Genomic DNA, 15,781 nt, shown 5'->3' with positions numbered 1-15,781 from the left:
GTCCCCGGCGCTTAACGATAGCGCCGGCAAACGCAAAAAGCGGGCACAACGGCCCGCCTTCATCAAAGTCGATCAAATGAAGCGTCAGAAGAAGGACGCGGTCATCTCAGGCGGCCCCTCGAGCGCATGCGCCATGAAATCCAGCGCACCCCGCAGCCGCTCGCGGCTGATCGGGCCGCCAACGCAGACGCGAACGGCTTCGGCGGCTGCACCATCGACGGTGAAGACATCGCTGGCGACGACGCCGATGCCGGAACTGCGCATATGGCTGCCGAAGGTCGAGCGGGTCCAGCCATTGGTCAGCGGCAGCCAGATATTGAAGCTGATCGGATCGGCCCTGTAGCTTCCCTCCGGCAAAATGCCGGCCACCATCTGCTGGCGGGCGGCCGCCTCGGCGCGGATGAAGCGGAGGATGGTGTCGGCCGTGCCGTCCTCGATCCAGCGCGTTGCCAGCGCCAGATTGAGTGGCGAAGCCATGACATTATTGGTGCGCATGGCGCTGACGAAGGGCCAGATCGCCTTGGTATCGGGCGCCACGACGAAGGCAAGCCGCAGCCCGGCGCCAATGCATTTCGCCAGGCCGCCGATATGCCAGGTCAGGTCGGGCGCGATGGCAGCGAGCGGCGGCGGGCCATGCAGCGGAATGAAACCATAGGCGTCATCCTCGACGATCGGCACATGATACTTGCGGGCAACGGCCGCGATTTCCTCGCGCCGGCGCTCCGGAATGGTCAGCGTCAGCGGGTTCTGCAGCGTCGGATTGAGATAGAGCGCCTTCGGCTTCAGCCGCTCGCAGGCATCGGCCAGCGCATCCGGCAGAATGCCCTCGTCGTCCATCGGCAGACCGGAAAGATTGAGCCGCAGCTGTGCCGCGATCGAGCGCATACCGGGATAGGTGATGTTTTCGGAGAGAACCGTATCGCCCGGCCGCGCCAGCAAGCCGAAGATTGCCAGCAGCGCCGGGTGAGCGCCGGGGGTGACGAAGATACGCTCCTGCGACGGCACGAGGCCACGGCGGCTGAGCCAGGCGGCGGCCGCCTCCTTGTCCATGCCGGAACCACCGAAGCCCTGATAGCGCAGCAGCGGAATGAGATTGGTGGCAACCGCCGACATGCCCTCGCGCATGCGGTCGAGCAGCTCGGGATCATCGGGCTCGGGCGGCAGGTTCATCGAGAAGTCGACGACGGAAGCGCGGCGCGGATCGGGCGCTGCGTCGGAAGCAAAGCCGCGGCGCTCCTTGTCCTGACCGCCGGTGATGAAGGTGCCGCGCCCGACATGCGAGCCGACCAGCCCGCGCTTCTGCGCCTCGACGTAGCCGCGGGCGACCGTGGTGAAATCGATATTGAGCCTGCGCGCAAGCTCACGCTGCGGCGGCAGCCGGTCGCCGACCGCAAGCACGCCGCTTCGCAGATCCATCTCGATCAAATCGGCGATCGCCATATAGCGAGGGCTGGAGGAACGGCTGAGGTCGGGATGCCAGTCTTTCATAGGGTCCATCAATGCGTGATTGAACGGAAAATCCGTTCGGCATTGACTGTATATTGTTGCGCCGCCCGATGTCACGCAGAAACATTGTCGCAACATCGGCCGCGCACAATTTCCCGATTACCGCCAGCCGAGCGCCGGGGCGACATGCTTCAGGATGCTCTCGATCACATGCGCGTTGTAGGCGACCCCGAGCTGGTTCGGCACGGTGAGCAGCAGCGTGTCGGCCTCGGCGATCGCCTCGTCCTTGCGCAGCTGTTCGATCAGCTTGTCGGGCTCTGCGGCATAGGAACGGCCGAAGATCGCCTGGGTCTGCGGGTCGATATAGCCGATCTGGTCCTGGCTCTGGCCGCTTGCGCCGAAATAGGCGCGGTCCATGTCGTTCATCAGCGCGAAGATGCTGCGGCTGACGGAGACGCGTGGTTCCCGCTTGTGACCGGCTTCCTTCCAGGCCTCGCGATAGATGCGGATCTGCTCGGCCTGCTGGACATGGAAGGGCTTGCCGCTCTCATCCGTCTTCAGCGTCGAGCTCTGCAGGTTCATGCCGAGCTTGGCTGCCCAGACCGAAGTGGCATTAGAGCTCGATCCCCACCAGATGCGCTCAAGCAGACCTTCCGAATGCGGCTCGAGGCGCAGCTTGCCGGGCGGGTTCGGAAACATCGGCCGCGGATTGGGCTCGGCAAAGCCTTCGCCCCTGAGCACATCGAGGAAAACTTCGGTATGGCGGCGGCCCATATCGGCGTCGCTCTCGCCCTCGGCGGGCGCGTAGCCGAAATAGCGATAACCATCGATCACCTGCTCCGGCGAACCGCGGCTGATGCCGAGCTGCAGGCGACCGCCGGCGATCAGATCGGCCGAACCGGCATCTTCCGCCATATAGAGCGGGTTCTCGTAGCGCATGTCGATAACGGCCGTGCCGATCTCGATGCTCTTCGTCCTGGCGCCGACGGCTGCGAGCAGCGGGAAAGGCGAAGCCAGCTGGCGTGCGAAGTGATGGACGCGGAAATAGGCACCATCGGCGCCGAGCTCTTCGGCGGCAACGGCGAGATCGATCGACTGCAGCAGCGTATCGCCGGCCGAGCGGGTCTGCGATTGCGGAGAGGGCGACCAGTGGCCGAAGGAGAGAAAGCCAATCTTTTTCATGGTGTCACCAATTGCAATGTTTCGTTGCCGGCTTATTCGCACGGGAGCGCCGCCCGGTATAGCCGCGGCGGATTGAACAGAGTGTCGCCACGGCACCGGAAAATGCGTGTTGCGAGCAGCGCAGTCCCGCTATGCGCCAAGCGGGACGCTCCCATGCGCCTAAAACAAAAACGCCGGCTCGCATGAACCGGCGTTTCGTATGGGATTTTATTCGGCTTTCGCCGGCCGTTTAGCGGCCGGAAGCAGCGCGTGCGACCGACTGGATTTCGCTGCGGCCGATGCCGAGGTCGCTGAGTTCGCGGTTCGACATGCGGCCGAGTTCAGCAACGGTCTGACGGTACTTGCGCCAGTTATTGAAAGAGCGTGCAATGTTCATCTTGGTCCCCTTCCTTGGGCTTTGCGAACCCTGCTGCCCCAATCGGCGCTCCGTTCGCTTCGATGAGATGTATATAATATGAGCCGCCTCGGATTTGCAGCGCAAAGACATCCAATCAGCAATGCGTAAATTGCATAGCTTGCCCATATGGCGGGCAATTAATGGACACTCGGCGTCTTCACCACGAGGGCAAAGTCCTCGGCAACGAGCTCGCTGATCGCGATCAGCACCTCTTCGGCGCTAAAGCCGGAGGCAATCGTCGAGCGGATCAAATCCTGGAGATCCGGCTCCACCACCTCGCGGCAGTCCTCGAGCCTCTCATCCGAGACATTCATGCTGAACAGTTCTTCCATCGCACAACCCTTTCATGTCCCGGCCGCCGGCGCATCTGCCGGCGGCCCCTGGATCGTTACCGTGCCGAAGCGCGGCGCTTCGTGGGCAACAGCCCTTCGCGCTGCAGCTTCTTCCTCGCCGCCTTGCGCACGCGGGCGACGGCCTGCGCCCGCTCGCGCACCCGCCGTTCGGACGGCTTTTCGTAGGCGCGGCGTTCCTTCATCTCGCGAAACAGGCCTTCTTTCTGCATCTTCTTCTTGAGGACGCGGATTGCCTGTTCCACATTGTTGTCTCTGACAATGACCTGCATGGTGTTCTCCTTATCGTTGGCGGTTGATGTCTCAGCCCAGCTGTTTGGCGATGATCGCCTTCAGCTCCCGGCGCGTCAGCAGGCAGGGATAGGGCTTCCAGTTCTTGTCGGGCCGCTTCACGGCCTCGTCGCGCTCGCGCGGCGCTGCCGCGGCAGGCGCAATCGCGGTATTCGTCTTGTTCAAATGTCATCCTTGGCCGCCTGAGGGCGGCATCCGGCACCAGCCGGCGCAAAACGCCAGGCGGCCGGCGCTGAGCGCCGGCGATGCCTTGGGTTAATATGTGAGTGATGACGAAAAGATAGGGAGACGGGCGCCAGTTTACAAGGCGCGCTCGATGAACCTCCGCCGCAGCCCGGGCCGCGGCGGAGGTCTGGACCGGATGCGATCAGCCCTTGATGAAGGCGAGCAGGTCGGCGTTCAGAACGTCAGCATGGGTAGTCAGCATGCCGTGCGGATAGCCCTTGTAGACCTTCAGCGTACCGTTCTTCAGAAGTTTGATCGATTCATGCGCGGAAGCGCCGATCGGCACGATCTGGTCGTCGTCACCATGCAGCACCAGCGTCGGTACCGAAATATTTTTCAGGTCTTCGGTCTGGTCGGTTTCCGAGAAGGCCTTGATGCCCTCGTAGTGGGCCTTGGCGCTGCCCATCATGCCCTGGCGCCACCAGTTGCGGATCACGCCTTCGGAGATCGCGGCACCCGGACGGTTATAGCCGTAGAACGGGCCGGTCGGGACATCGAGGAAGAACTGCGCGCGGTTATCGGCAAGCGCCTTGCGCAGGCCGTCGAAGACTTCGAGCGGCAGACCGCCCGGATTGGCCGCGGTCTTCAGCATCAGCGGCGGAACGGCGCTGACCAGCACGGCCTTGGCAACGCGGCCCTGCGGCTCGCCGAACTTGGCCACATAGCGCGCAACCTGTCCACCACCGGTGGAATGGCCGATATGGACGGAGTTCTTGAGATCGAGATGCTCGACGACGGCAGAGGCGTCAGCGGCGTAATGATCCATGTCATGACCTTCGCTCACCTGCGAAGAGCGGCCATGGCCGCGGCGGTCATGGGCGATGACGCGGTAGCCGCGCTGTACGAAGAACAGCATCTGGTTGTCCCAGTCATCGGCCGAAAGCGGCCAGCCGTGATGGAACATGATCGGCTGGGCATCCTTCGGGCCCCAGTCCTTGTAGAAGATCTGCACGCCATCTTTGGTGGTGACGAAATGCTCGGTCATATTGGTCGTCCTCTTATCGTTTGGGGTTGAATTGTTTAAAGGGCAAGCCAAGCGGATAGGCGGGCTGACCGGAAAAAGACGGCTCGTGTCGCCGGGTCAGCGCGCGGCATCTTTAGTGATCGACCTCAGGAGATCAAGATGCCCGCTGCAGCCATTGCTGGTACGGTCGCGGACCTGCACCATCCGGATTAGCCCATCTCGATTACTTGCCGTACAAGCGCCCCTCCTCTACCTTTCGCGCCACTGAATGTTCGTTGGGGGCGGCTTTCAGCCGAAGCTCACATGACCTACGATCTTATGGTCAACGGCAAGACATATGCTGTTGATGTCGATGGTGACATTCCGCTTTTATGGGTTCTGCGTGACACGATAGGCCTGACCGGCACGAAGTTCGGCTGCGGCATCGCCATGTGTGGCGCCTGCACCGTGCATGTCGATGGCGTGCCGATGCGCTCCTGCGTCATGCCGGTGGCGGAGGCTGCCAGCAAGCAGGTGACGACGATCGAGGCGATCGGCAACACCGAGGCTGGTGCCCGGATCCAGAAGGCCTGGCTCGACATCGATGTCGTGCAATGCGGCTACTGTCAGTCCGGGCAGATCATGTCGGCAACGGCGCTGCTCGCCGCCAATCCGAAGCCGACCGATGACGACATAGACGCCGTCATGGCCGGCAATATCTGTCGATGCGGCACCTATCCGCGCATCCGCGCGGCGATCAAGCTGGCGGCGGAGGCGTGATGCAATGTCTCTCCTCGACAAGATCAATCCCGCCCTCTCGCGCCGCCATTTCCTGATCGGCGCCTCGCTGACGGCATCGGGCCTGCTGATCGGCGTCAGGCCTTCGCTGGCAGCCGACGCGCCGCCGCTGCCGCTGCAGCCGAACGCCTTCATCCGTATCCCCGCGGAAGGCAAGATCGCGCTGATCATACCTTCGGTCGAGATGGGCCAGGGCATCTACACGGCGGTCGCCATGCTGCTCGCCGAAGAGCTCGAAGTGAGCCTCGACCAAACCGTTCTCGAGCATGCACCGGCGGATCCCGAGAAATACGCGAACCCGCTTCTCGGCGACCAGATCACCGGCGGCTCGCTGGCGGTCCGCGCGGTCTACGACCAGATGCGCAAGGCGGGTGCTGCGGCCCGCATCATGCTGGTCAATGCCGCTGCCAGCGGCTGGGGTGTCGATCCGGAAAGCTGCGAAGCCAGAAACGGGCAAGTCCTGCACACAGCGACCGGCCGTAGCGCCAGCTATGGCGACCTGATTGGCGATGCCGCCTCGCAACCGGTGCCGCAGGATGTGCCGCTCAAACCGGCCTCGAGCTTCGCCGTCATCGGCAAGGCGGTGCGCCGCCTCGACAGCCCTGAGAAGGTCAACGGCACCGCGAAATTCGGCATCGATGCGCGGCCGGACGGCGTCTCCTATGCGGCAATCGCCATCTGTCCGCACTTCAACGGCAAGCTCAAGAGCGTAGACGATGCGCCGGCACTTGCCGTCAAAGGCGTGAAGCAGGTCGTGCGCACCGAAGAGGCCGTCGCCGTCGTCGCCGACAATACCGGCGCGGCGCGCAAGGGCCTTGCCGCCCTGTCGATCGAGTGGGATGCGGGACCAAGCGCCAGCGTGTCTCTCGCCGATCTGGAAAAGCGGATGGATGCCGCGATCTCCGGCGAAGCGCTTGCACATATCAAGGAAGGCGATGTCGACAAGGCGGAAGCCGAACATGGTCCGGTTCACGAATTCATCTACCGGCTGCCGATCCTGACCCATACGGCGATGGAACCGATGAACTGCACGCTCGATGTCCGCAAGGATGGCTGCGAGGTCTGGGTCGGGACGCAGGTGATGGGGCGTACGCGACAGGCGGTTGCCGAGGTCACCGGCCTGCCGGTGGAGAAGGTCGTCGTTCACAATCATCTGCTCGGCGGCGGCTTCGGCCGCCGGCTGGATGTCGATGGCGTCATCCTTGCCGCCAAGATCGCCAAGCAGGTCAATGGCCCGGTGAAAGTCACCTGGAGCCGGGAGGAAGATATCCGCCACGACTGCTACCGGTATCTGAACTACAGCAAGGTCACCGCAACGCTCGGGCCGGACGGCATGCCGGTCTCCTGGCGCCATCGCGTCATCGGCCCCTCCGTCATGGCCCGCTGGCTTCCGGCCTTCACCCGCGACGGGATCGACCTCGACCAGATGGGCGGCGCGGAAACGCCCTATGCCATTCCGAACAAATATACCGACTTCGCGCGCCACGAGGCGCCGGATGGCATGCTGACCGGCAATTGGCGCGGCGTCGGCGCGACGCGCAACATCCCGCCGATCGAAGGCGGCATCGATGAACTCGCCCATATTGCCGGGATCGACCCGCTAGAATACCGCCGGCGCCTGCTCGGGCATAAGCCGCGCCTGCTTGCAGCGCTCAATCTCGCTGCCGAAAAGGCGGGCTGGACCAACGCACCACCCAAGGGAAAAGGCCGCGGCATCGCGCTCTCGGAAGATTTCGGCAGCTTCTCGGCGATGATCTCGGAAGTCAGCGTCGACGACGACGGCGCGTTCAAGACCGAGCGCATCATCTGCGCCGTCGATTGCGGCCAAGTGATCAACCCGGATACCGTCGAAGCGCAGATCCAGAGCGGCATCGTCTATGGGCTGAGCGCGGCACTCTACGGCCGCATCACGGTTCTGAACGGTGCCGTGGTCGAGGGCAATTTCGACGACTCTCCGGTGCTGCGCATCCACGAGACGCCGAAGATCGAAGTGCACATCGTCCCGAGCTCGGAGACACCTGGTGGCATCGGCGAAGTCGGCACGCCGGGGGTCGCGCCTTCGCTCTTCAACGCGATCTTTGCCGCCACCGGGAAACGGCTGCGCTCGCTGCCGATCGACCAGGGCGGATTGAGGAGGGTGTGAGATGAGACCGCTGGCCACCTTGTCATTCGCCGCCCTCATCGCCTTCGGCACCACGCTGGCAGGAACCGGCGCCATTAAAACCTATGCCGAGACGGCAACGAACGGAGCGCTGAAGACCGTCGCCGATTTCGAAACGATCCCCGACAAGGCCGCGCGATCCAAGGCGATCTTCGAGGAGGCGAGCCGGGTGATGACCCATCCGCGCTGCATCAACTGCCACCCGGCAACCCGCAGCCCGACGCAGGGTGAGGACATGCATCCGCATGTGCCGCTGATGATCGCCGCAAAGACCTCGCATGGCCCGGCAGGGCTTGCCTGCGCCACCTGCCATGGCGCGGAGAACCGCCCGATCGTCGGCAGCAAGCTGAAATCGATCCCCGGCAATGCTCATTGGCAGCTGGCGCCCGCCAGCATGGCCTGGCAGGGCCTGACGGTCGGCCAGATCTGTGAGCAGGTGAAGGACACCAGCCGTAACGGCAACCGCTCGCATGCTGACCTGATCCGGCACATGGGCGAGGATCATCTGGTCGGCTGGGCCTGGCATCCCGGCGACGGCCGTACCGCCCCTCCGGGATCGCAGGAAGCCTTTGCCGCGCTGATCGCCGCCTGGGTGGATACCGGCGCCGAATGCCCGTCTTGACTTAGGCTTCCGAGCGGAAATCCAGGCCGATATCGAGGATCGGAGCGCTGTGGGTGATCCAGCCGACGGAGATGAGATCGACGCCCGATGCGGCGATGGGGGCGGCCGTATCCGGCGTTATGCGGCCGGAGGCTTCCGTGATCGCCCGCCCGGCCACGATGCCGACGGCTTCGCGCAGCTGTTCCGGCCCCATATTGTCGAGGAGCACGGCATCGACACCCTCCTCCATCACCTCGCGCAGCTGGCTGAGCGTATCGACCTCGATCTCAATCTTGACCATGTGACCAGCCGCCGCCTTGGCCCGGCGCAGCGCTTCGCGCGTGCCACCGGCAATGGCGATGTGGTTATCCTTGATCAGGATCGCGTCGTGCAGGGCGAAGCGATGGTTCATGCCGCCGCCGGCGCGAACGGCGTATTTCTCCAGTGCCCGAAGCCCCGGCGTGGTCTTGCGCGTGCAGGCGACCGACGCCCTGGTTCCGGCAATCGCGCGCGCAATCGATGCGGTGACGGTGGCAATGCCCGAGAGATGGCTGAGAAAGTTGAGGGCGGTGCGCTCGCCGGTCAGCAGCGCCCGCGATGGGCCGTTGATCGTCGCGATCACCTCTCCGGCCTCGACAGCGGCGCCATCGCGGACATGCCGGGTCATGGCAATGACGGGATCCACGAGCTGGAAGGCAAGCTCGGCGGCATCGAGACCGGCAATCACACCGGGCTGCCGCGCGGCCATGACGACGGTCGAGCGATGATCGCCCGGGATGACGGCGGCCGAGGTAATGTCTCCGGCAAGCCCGAGATCCTCGGCAAGCGCATTGCGCACGATCGGCTCGACGATGACGCGCGGCAGGGAAATGAGGGTCATGTCAGGCACTCCTTGCAAAATCCTGGGATGTGGCGGCGTAGGCGCTTTCCAGCACCTGCGCCAACGTCATCGTCCGCCGTCTGGCGACCGGATGTTTGAGCGGGAAATCAGTCCGCGCATGCGCGCCGCGCGACTCGTTGCGAAGGCTTGCGAAGACCGCGATCGCCAGCGCGACGACGGCCGGGTCCGAAGCCGGCCCCTCCTCTTCCGCCAGAGGCAGAAGGGCGGCGATCGCCCCATGCATCGCTCCGGCATTGCGGAGCACGCCGAGATGGCGCGAGACGATAGGCCGGACGAGCGCCGTGTTCGACGGTCCTGGCATGGCGGGGATCGCCGCGAGGGTGCTGCCGGGATCGGATCCCTCAATGCTGCGGGCCGCCCGCATGCCCATGACGGCGGCTTCGAGCAGCGAGTTACTTGCTAGGCGATTGGCGCCGTGAAGGCCGGTCGATGCCGCCTCGCCCGCGACCCACAGGCCAGGAACGCTGCTGCGGCCGTCGAGATCGGTGGCAACGCCGCCCATATGATAGTGCACTGCCGGGCGCACGGGGATCGGTTGCAGGCCGGGATCGACGCCCGCCTCCTGGCAGAGCTCGGCAATCACCGGGAAACGCGAAGCAAAGCCGGTGCCGAGAGCGCGGCGGGCATCAAGGAAGACGCGGCCGCCGCGGGCGATCTCGGCGCTGATGGCACGAGCGACGATATCGCGCGGCGCAAGCTCGGCGCCTGCGACATCGGCCATGAACCGCTCGCCCCGTTCGTTGATCAGCTCGGCGCCCTCGCCGCGCACGGCTTCGCTGACCAGCGCCAGCGGGCGGCGGCGGCTGTCGAGCGCGGTCGGGTGAAACTGCACGAATTCCATATCGGCAAGCGCGGCACCGGCGCGGGCCGCGAGCGCAATGCCCTGACCGAAATTGCCCGCCGGATTGGTCGTCGCCTCATAGAGACCGCCGATGCCGCCGGTCGCCAGCAGCACCCGCGAAGTCGGCAGCATCAAATCGCCGCCCGCACCGGCGCAAAGCAGGCCGCGGACCGCGCCATCCGCCATGATCAACTGCCGGGCCTCGGCGCCCTCGATGACCGTGATCGCGGGATCGGCGAGCACCGCAGCCGCAAGTGCCCGGATGATCGCAGCACCCGATCCATCGCCTTCCGCATGAGCGATACGGCGGCGCGAATGCGCTGCTTCCAGCCCGAGCGCCAGGGCGCCTGCTCCATCATGATCGAACCGGACGCCGAAGCGCTGCAGCGCTCCGATCGTCTCGGCGGCATCTGCGACAATGCTTTCGGCCGCTCCGGCATCACAGAGACCGTCGCCCGCGGCGAGCGTATCGGCAAGATGCAGACCGGCGTCGTCATCGGCGCCGAGGGCCACGGCAATGCCGCCCTGCGCCCAAGCGCTCGAGGTCTCGGCGCCGAGCGCGCTGCGGGTGACGATGACGGAGGGCGCGGGCGACAGCGTCAGCGCCGCGATCAGGCCGGCGAGCCCGCTGCCGACGATGACCGGGCGTCCAGCCAGATGGGTGAGGATCTCGCTCATATCGCCAACATCCTCTCGACGGCCAGCCGCGCGGCGCCGGCGATGCCCTCATCAACGGTGACTTCGTGGCGGTTTTCTTCCAGCGCCGTGCGGATATTGGAAAGAGTGATCCGCTTCATATGCGGGCAGAGATTGCAGGGGCGGATGAACTCGACATCCGGGTGATGGACGGCGACGTTATCGCTCATCGAGCATTCGGTGAGCAGCACAACACGCGCCGGCTTCTTCGCGCCGACATAGTCCGACATGACCGCCGTCGACCCGGCGAAATCCGCTTCCGCGACGACATCCGGCGGGCATTCGGGATGGGCGAGAACGGTGACGCCGGGGTGATTTTCGCGCAGCTGCCTGACGTCATCCGCCGAAAACAGCTCGTGGACCTCGCAATGGCCGTGCCAGGCGATGATCTCGACATTGGTCTCGCGCGCAACGTTGCGGGCCAGATATTCGTCCGGGATCATCAGCACCCTCGGCACGCCAAGAGATTCCACCACCTGCTTGGCATTGCCCGAGGTGCAGCAGATATCGGAAGCGGCCTTCACCGCCGCCGAAGTGTTCACATAGGTAATGACGGGGACGCCCGGATGCGCCTGGCGCAGAAGCGCGACATCCTCAGGCGTGATCGAGTCCGCCAGCGAACAGCCGGCACCCATATCGGGGATCAGCACCGTCTTTGCCGGATTGAGCAGCTTCGCCGTCTCGGCCATGAAATGCACCCCGGCGAGCACGATCACGTCGGCATCGACATCGATCGCCTTGCGCGCCAGCGCCAGGCTGTCGCCGACGATATCGGCGACTCCGTGGAAGATTTCCGGCGTCTGGTAATTATGCGCCAGGATGACGGCGTTGCGCTTGCGCTTCAGTTCGAGGATCGCCTCGACATCGTCTTCGAACGACATCCATTCGGCTTTGGGGATGACGCGGCTGACGCGATCATAGAGGGACGCAGCTGATACGGGGCGGTTCATGGCGATCTCCTTTATGCTCAATTTGAGCATTTACGGAGCAAATAGATATTCTCACATTGAGTATATGTCAATTGCGGGAGAGAGGCAGTTTGGATCCGGAGAGAGCGCGCTCTTCGACGACGGTTTCACGGAAGCGGAAGAGCTTGGCGGGCCGCCCGCCGGTCTCGCTGGTCACGCCGCCGGTTTCCTCGACCAGCTCCTGCTGCTCGATGAGGCGACGGAAATTCTGCTTGTGAAGGCCGAGCCCTGCCAGCGCCTCCACGGCGCGCTGCAGCTGCAGCAGCGTGAAGCTCTCCGGCATCAGCTCGAAAACGACAGGGCGATATTTGATCTTGGCGCGCAGGCGGGCAACGCCGGTCGCCAGGATGCGCCGGTGATCAGCAAACATCGGGCGGCCGAAATTGTCAGCGCCACCAGCCTCGGCCACCAGTCTTGCCTCGTAGAGCATCTCATAGCGCTGCAGCGTCAGATCCTCGTTCCAGCCGCCGCCATCGAGACCGAAGGTGAAGTCGGCGCGCCTGTGGCGCTCGTGACGCCTCGCCGGCTCGGCATCGGCCCAGAGCCGCAGCTTCTCGATGACCTCGCCGAGCACGTCGGGAGCGCCCTGACGATGATCCTCCCAGGGCAGGTACTCGTACCATCCATGCCAGGCAGGCCGCCCGGCGCCCGGCGCCTCCTGTTCGCGCACCAGACCGAGATAGCTGATCGAGATGGTCCGGCCGCCCAGGATGTCGTTGTTCCGGTCGCGGTCGGCGAATGTATAGAGCTGCTCGAGATAGCCGATCGGATGGCCCGTCTGCTCCTGGATCCATTCGCGCAGCCCGCTCTGCAGCGTACGATGCCCGAGCTCGAAGGGGCCGGAGGGCAGCGCTTCGCCGGAGCGGACGGTCATGACGCGCGGCTCGTCACCGGTCACGGCCGTCACGACAGCCATGAGTTCGGCATGGGCAAGCCCGATCGTCACGTTGATTCCCCTCAGCTATCCGGCACTTCGATCCTTTTGGCACAGCCGCGCCACTTCGCCAACAGGCGCTGGAGGCAGCCGCGGCTTTGCGCTATGAGGCATGACGCCAACCAGCCGGGTCCGCCGCCGCAGATGTTCGTCCTGAAAAACCAGATCAGCCTTGAGCAGACGGTCAAGAAGAGCCGGTTTCTGGCGATCGCCATCCCTGTCGACAGCGAAGCCGCGGCAAAAACGGCACTCGCGCAGCACTCCGACCCTTCCGCCAATCACAATTGCTACGCCTGGCGCGTCGGCAACATCTATCGCTTCAGCGATGACGGTGAACCTTCGGGCACGGCGGGCAAACCGATCTTCCAGGCCATGGAAGGTCGCCAGCTCGACAAGACCCTCGTCATCGTCACCCGCTGGTTCGGCGGCGTGCTGCTCGGCGCGGGCGGCCTGGTTCGCGCTTATGGCGGCACGGCGGCCGCCTGTCTGCGCGAGGCCGAGCTTGAGGAAACCGTCGCCTCCATCGGCGGGACCGTTCACCTGAGCTTTCAGGATCTGGAGATCGTCCGCGCCAAGCTAACATCGGCAGGCATGGCCCGCGTCATGGCCGAGCAGTTCGACCACGAAGGCTGCTGGCTGACGCTCGACATCATCGAGAGACAGGCCGAAGACGCCGCTCTGCTGATCACCAATATGACCCGCGGACGCTCCGCGCTGAAGCTCGACGACAACGCCGCCGAATAGCGGCGAGCGCGGCTCTGCCGCACCCTCATTTTCACCCCTTCTCTCTGACTGTACCGCCACTGCCCATCCACAGGCCGCCGATTTGATCGACATTAAATTGTTGACAATTTACATTCTGCATGTGAAGTCTTGCCTCAAGAGGAGAGTTGAATGGTTCTGAGCGCTGTCGAGATCTTGCGGTCGCAGTCCCTGCCCATGGTGCTGGAGCAGGAGATCGAGCGCGTCATCCTGAGCGGTGAGTTCGGCCCCGGCGACCGGATCAACGAGAAGGAACTGGCGCTGCGCTTCGGCATCAGCCGCGGCCCGATCCGCGAGGCCCTGCGCTCGATGGATTCCTCCGGCCTCGTCGAGCAGGTGCCGAACCGCGGCTTCTTCGTCCGCGAGCTAAGCGCCGAGCAGGCCTGCGACGTCTACGAAGTTCGCGCTGCACTCTTCGGCCTTGCCGGAAAGCTGCTAGCCGAGCGCATCAGCGACGAAGGCATCGGCCGGGTCAGGACCTTCATCACCGACATGGACAAGGCGGTCGCGGCCGATGATTTCGAAGCCTATGTGAAGCTCAATTTCGCCTTCCACGAATTCATCGTCCGCAACGCCGGAAACCCGACGCTTGCCCAGCAATATCTCGGCCTCGTCAAGCAGCTGCGGCTCTACCGCGCCCGCAACCTGATGCTCGGCGATTCCTTGCATGCCTCGCATCTCGAACACCACGAGATGGCCGCCGCGATCATTGCCCGCGACCCGCAAAGGGCGCTGGCAGCGCATACTGGACATGTCGACTCCGCCCGGCTCCGGCTGATGGCGACGGTCGCGACACATAAATAAAACAGGGAGATACCACTGGTGACCAGCATATCCGACATCACGGCTCAGGCCATCCGTTTCATCGAGCAGACGACCTATGCCGACCTGCCCGAAGAAGCCCTTGCCATCGGCCGCCGCTGCATGGTCGATACGGTTGGCCTCTATCTCGCAGGCAGCCAGGAATCTTCCGTCCGCATCCTGATCGAGGATGCGCTGGCCCAGGGCGGCCGCGGCGATGCTCCGCTGCCGGGCGCAGGCACGAAGAAGGTTCCGGCCGCGATCGCCGGCCGCGTCTGGGGCACCTCGGGTCACGCGCATGACTGGGACGACACGCAGGTCTCGCACGATCCGGCCCACGTTTACGGCCTGCTCACCCATCCTTCCGTGCCGCCGCTGACGGCTGCGCTGATCGTTGCCAGCGAGCTTGGCAATGTCGACGGCCGCGACATCATGCTGGCCTTCCAGGTCGGTTTCGAGGTCGAGTGCAAGATTTCCGAATGGATGAAGCCGCGCCACTACCGCCGCGGCCACCACACGAGCGGCACCGTCGGCACTTTCGGCGCCGCTGCTGCTGCCGCCAAGCTGCTCGGCCTCAAGGGTGCGCAGCTTGCCCACACGCTCGGCCTCGCCGCCAGCTTCGCCGCCGGCATCCGCGTCAATTTCGGCACGATGACCAAGCCGCTGCATGTTGGCCGCGCCTGCGAAAACGGCATCACTGCCGCCCTTCTGGCCGCCCGCGGCTTCGAAGCCGATCCGGCAGCGCTCGACGGCACCTGGGGCTTCTTCTCGGTCATGGGTGAAGGCTTCGATGAAGAGAAGGCCAAGCAGGGCTTTGCCTCGCCGCTGACGATCGTCAGCCCCGGCGTCAGCATCAAGCCCTATCCGTCGGGCATCCTCACCCATCAGTCGATGGACGCGATGCTGAAGCTGGTGCTCGATCACGACCTGAAGCCGGGAGAGATCGACCGCATCCGCTTCTTCGCCGGCAAGAACATCATCGAGCCGATCCGCTATCCGATCGCCAGGAACCATCTGCAGGCGAAGTTCTCGATGCCGGCGCTGCTCGCCATGATCGCGCTTTGCCGCCGCGCCAGCCATCATGAGTTCGAGGATGCCTTCGTTGCCGGAGAGGCGATGCAGGACCTGCAGGCGCGCACCGAAGTCATCAACGATCTCGAGATCGACGCGCAGGGCTACGACAAGATCCGCTCGCGCATCGAGGTCACCACCAAGGATGGCCGCACCCTCGTGCAGTGGGCAGACGAGCGCTATCGCGGCGGCCCGTCCAACCCGATCAACGATACCGATCTGGACGCCAAGTTCCTGATGTGCGCCGAGGGCGTCATCAGCGATAGCGACCAGGCCGAACTGCTCCGCCTGGTCCGCAGCATCGACAAGGGCGCCGACATCAAGCGCCTGATGACGCTGATCAGCGGTGACGGCGCAGCCGCCGGGGGCCTTGCTGCGGAATGATCTGATTTTTTGAGGCAACACCGCCCTGG

Annotated in this window: 17 protein-coding genes; 6 read left to right on the top strand and 11 right to left on the bottom strand. The window is 64.5% G+C overall.

The window, feature by feature from the left end; all coding sequences use genetic code 11:
• Positions 1-84 precede the first annotated feature (84 nt).
• The 7 genes from ACEN84_RS26855 to ACEN84_RS26825 all read right to left on the bottom strand — a co-directional run bounded on the left by ACEN84_RS26855 (position 85) and on the right by ACEN84_RS26825 (position 4,876).
• Positions 85-1,488 carry a PLP-dependent aminotransferase family protein gene (locus tag ACEN84_RS26855; protein WP_203430547.1) on the bottom strand — a complete coding sequence of 468 codons (1,404 nt, stop codon included), beginning with the start codon at positions 1,486-1,488 and terminating at the stop codon, positions 85-87.
• Positions 1,489-1,605: 117 nt separating this feature from the next.
• Entirely contained in the window at positions 1,606-2,628 is a 1,023-nt protein-coding gene (locus tag ACEN84_RS26850; RefSeq protein WP_413712308.1) for an LLM class flavin-dependent oxidoreductase, read from the bottom strand.
• Positions 2,629-2,857: 229 nt separating this feature from the next.
• Positions 2,858-3,004, bottom strand: coding sequence for a DUF1127 domain-containing protein (locus tag ACEN84_RS26845; RefSeq protein ID WP_112711237.1), 147 nt, complete (start codon positions 3,002-3,004; stop codon positions 2,858-2,860).
• A 158-nt stretch (positions 3,005-3,162) separates the two neighbouring features.
• The gene (locus ACEN84_RS26840; protein WP_112711238.1) at positions 3,163-3,357 is read right to left on the bottom strand and encodes a hypothetical protein; all 195 of its coding nucleotides are present in this window, start codon (positions 3,355-3,357) and stop codon (positions 3,163-3,165) included.
• A gap of 56 nt (positions 3,358-3,413) precedes the next feature.
• On the bottom strand, positions 3,414-3,647 hold the full coding sequence (gene rpsU, locus ACEN84_RS26835; RefSeq protein WP_112711239.1) for a 30S ribosomal protein S21: 234 nt from the start codon (positions 3,645-3,647) through the stop codon (positions 3,414-3,416).
• Positions 3,648-3,678: 31 nt separating this feature from the next.
• Positions 3,679-3,831: a hypothetical protein gene (locus ACEN84_RS26830; RefSeq protein WP_165402710.1), complete on the bottom strand. Its 153-nt coding sequence runs from the start codon at positions 3,829-3,831 to the stop codon at positions 3,679-3,681.
• A 202-nt stretch (positions 3,832-4,033) separates the two neighbouring features.
• A complete protein-coding gene (locus tag ACEN84_RS26825) occupies positions 4,034-4,876 on the bottom strand; it encodes an alpha/beta fold hydrolase (RefSeq protein ID WP_112711240.1) in 843 nt (280 codons plus the stop codon).
• Between the two features lie 282 nt (positions 4,877-5,158).
• Here ACEN84_RS26825 and ACEN84_RS26820 point away from each other — a divergent pair, with 282 nt between their 5' ends.
• The 3 genes from ACEN84_RS26820 to ACEN84_RS26810 are packed head-to-tail and all read left to right on the top strand — an operon-like array spanning position 5,159 to position 8,415.
• Positions 5,159-5,614 carry a (2Fe-2S)-binding protein gene (locus tag ACEN84_RS26820; RefSeq protein WP_413712307.1) on the top strand — a complete coding sequence of 152 codons (456 nt, stop codon included), beginning with the start codon at positions 5,159-5,161 and terminating at the stop codon, positions 5,612-5,614.
• A 4-nt stretch (positions 5,615-5,618) separates the two neighbouring features.
• The gene (locus tag ACEN84_RS26815) at positions 5,619-7,775 is read left to right on the top strand and encodes a molybdopterin cofactor-binding domain-containing protein (RefSeq protein WP_413712306.1); all 2,157 of its coding nucleotides are present in this window, start codon (positions 5,619-5,621) and stop codon (positions 7,773-7,775) included.
• A 1-nt stretch (position 7,776) separates the two neighbouring features.
• Positions 7,777-8,415, top strand: coding sequence for an Isoquinoline 1-oxidoreductase subunit (locus ACEN84_RS26810; protein WP_413712305.1), 639 nt, complete (start codon positions 7,777-7,779; stop codon positions 8,413-8,415).
• A 1-nt stretch (position 8,416) separates the two neighbouring features.
• Here ACEN84_RS26810 and nadC read toward each other — a convergent pair whose 3' ends face one another.
• The 4 genes from nadC to ACEN84_RS26790 all read right to left on the bottom strand — a co-directional run bounded on the left by nadC (position 8,417) and on the right by ACEN84_RS26790 (position 12,746).
• Positions 8,417-9,274, bottom strand: coding sequence for a carboxylating nicotinate-nucleotide diphosphorylase (nadC, locus tag ACEN84_RS26805; RefSeq protein WP_413712304.1), 858 nt, complete (start codon positions 9,272-9,274; stop codon positions 8,417-8,419).
• Between the two features lies 1 nt (position 9,275).
• Positions 9,276-10,814, bottom strand: a complete 1,539-nt coding sequence (locus tag ACEN84_RS26800; RefSeq protein ID WP_413712303.1) for an L-aspartate oxidase — start codon at positions 10,812-10,814, stop codon at positions 9,276-9,278.
• The gene (gene nadA, locus ACEN84_RS26795; protein ID WP_413712302.1) at positions 10,811-11,782 is read right to left on the bottom strand and encodes a quinolinate synthase NadA; all 972 of its coding nucleotides are present in this window, start codon (positions 11,780-11,782) and stop codon (positions 10,811-10,813) included. The genes ACEN84_RS26800 and nadA overlap by 4 nt, the downstream gene beginning before the upstream one ends.
• A 67-nt stretch (positions 11,783-11,849) precedes the next feature.
• The gene (locus tag ACEN84_RS26790; protein WP_413712301.1) at positions 11,850-12,746 is read right to left on the bottom strand and encodes an NUDIX hydrolase; all 897 of its coding nucleotides are present in this window, start codon (positions 12,744-12,746) and stop codon (positions 11,850-11,852) included.
• Between the two features lie 93 nt (positions 12,747-12,839).
• Between ACEN84_RS26790 and ACEN84_RS26785 the strand changes: the two genes are divergently transcribed.
• From ACEN84_RS26785 to ACEN84_RS26775, 3 genes are all read left to right on the top strand, one after another.
• Complete coding sequence (locus ACEN84_RS26785) at positions 12,840-13,478, top strand: IMPACT family protein (RefSeq protein WP_413712300.1); 639 nt, start codon at positions 12,840-12,842, stop codon at positions 13,476-13,478.
• Positions 13,479-13,628: 150 nt separating this feature from the next.
• A complete protein-coding gene (locus ACEN84_RS26780; protein WP_413712299.1) occupies positions 13,629-14,300 on the top strand; it encodes an FCD domain-containing protein in 672 nt (223 codons plus the stop codon).
• 18 nt (positions 14,301-14,318) lie between these two features.
• Complete coding sequence (locus tag ACEN84_RS26775) at positions 14,319-15,752, top strand: MmgE/PrpD family protein (RefSeq protein WP_413712298.1); 1,434 nt, start codon at positions 14,319-14,321, stop codon at positions 15,750-15,752.
• Positions 15,753-15,781: the final 29 nt, after the last annotated feature.

Origin of the sequence: Rhizobium sp. Rhizsp82, from assembly GCF_047325115.1 — a bacterium.
GTDB lineage: Bacteria > Pseudomonadota > Alphaproteobacteria > Rhizobiales > Rhizobiaceae > Rhizobium.
Note: the sequence above shows the minus strand (reverse complement) of the source record. Positions and strands in the feature narration are given on the sequence as shown.

Bases quoted from the DNA above. Each gene is read 5' to 3' on its own strand.
- ACEN84_RS26855 (WP_203430547.1), bottom strand. From the start codon at position 1,488: ATGAAAGACTGGCATCCCGACCTCAGCCGTTCCTCCAGCCCTCGCTAT.
- ACEN84_RS26850 (WP_413712308.1), bottom strand. From the start codon at position 2,628: ATGAAAAAGATTGGCTTTCTCTCCTTCGGCCACTGGTCGCCCTCTCCG.
- ACEN84_RS26845 (WP_112711237.1), bottom strand. From the start codon at position 3,004: ATGAACATTGCACGCTCTTTCAATAACTGGCGCAAGTACCGTCAGACC.
- ACEN84_RS26840 (WP_112711238.1), bottom strand. From the start codon at position 3,357: ATGGAAGAACTGTTCAGCATGAATGTCTCGGATGAGAGGCTCGAGGAC.
- rpsU (WP_112711239.1), bottom strand. From the start codon at position 3,647: ATGCAGGTCATTGTCAGAGACAACAATGTGGAACAGGCAATCCGCGTC.
- ACEN84_RS26825 (WP_112711240.1), bottom strand. From the start codon at position 4,876: ATGACCGAGCATTTCGTCACCACCAAAGATGGCGTGCAGATCTTCTAC.
- ACEN84_RS26820 (WP_413712307.1), top strand. From the start codon at position 5,159: ATGACCTACGATCTTATGGTCAACGGCAAGACATATGCTGTTGATGTC.
- ACEN84_RS26815 (WP_413712306.1), top strand. From the start codon at position 5,619: ATGTCTCTCCTCGACAAGATCAATCCCGCCCTCTCGCGCCGCCATTTC.
- ACEN84_RS26810 (WP_413712305.1), top strand. From the start codon at position 7,777: ATGAGACCGCTGGCCACCTTGTCATTCGCCGCCCTCATCGCCTTCGGC.
- nadC (WP_413712304.1), bottom strand. From the start codon at position 9,274: ATGACCCTCATTTCCCTGCCGCGCGTCATCGTCGAGCCGATCGTGCGC.
- ACEN84_RS26800 (WP_413712303.1), bottom strand. From the start codon at position 10,814: ATGAGCGAGATCCTCACCCATCTGGCTGGACGCCCGGTCATCGTCGGC.
- nadA (WP_413712302.1), bottom strand. From the start codon at position 11,782: ATGAACCGCCCCGTATCAGCTGCGTCCCTCTATGATCGCGTCAGCCGC.
- ACEN84_RS26785 (WP_413712300.1), top strand. From the start codon at position 12,840: ATGAGGCATGACGCCAACCAGCCGGGTCCGCCGCCGCAGATGTTCGTC.
- ACEN84_RS26780 (WP_413712299.1), top strand. From the start codon at position 13,629: ATGGTTCTGAGCGCTGTCGAGATCTTGCGGTCGCAGTCCCTGCCCATG.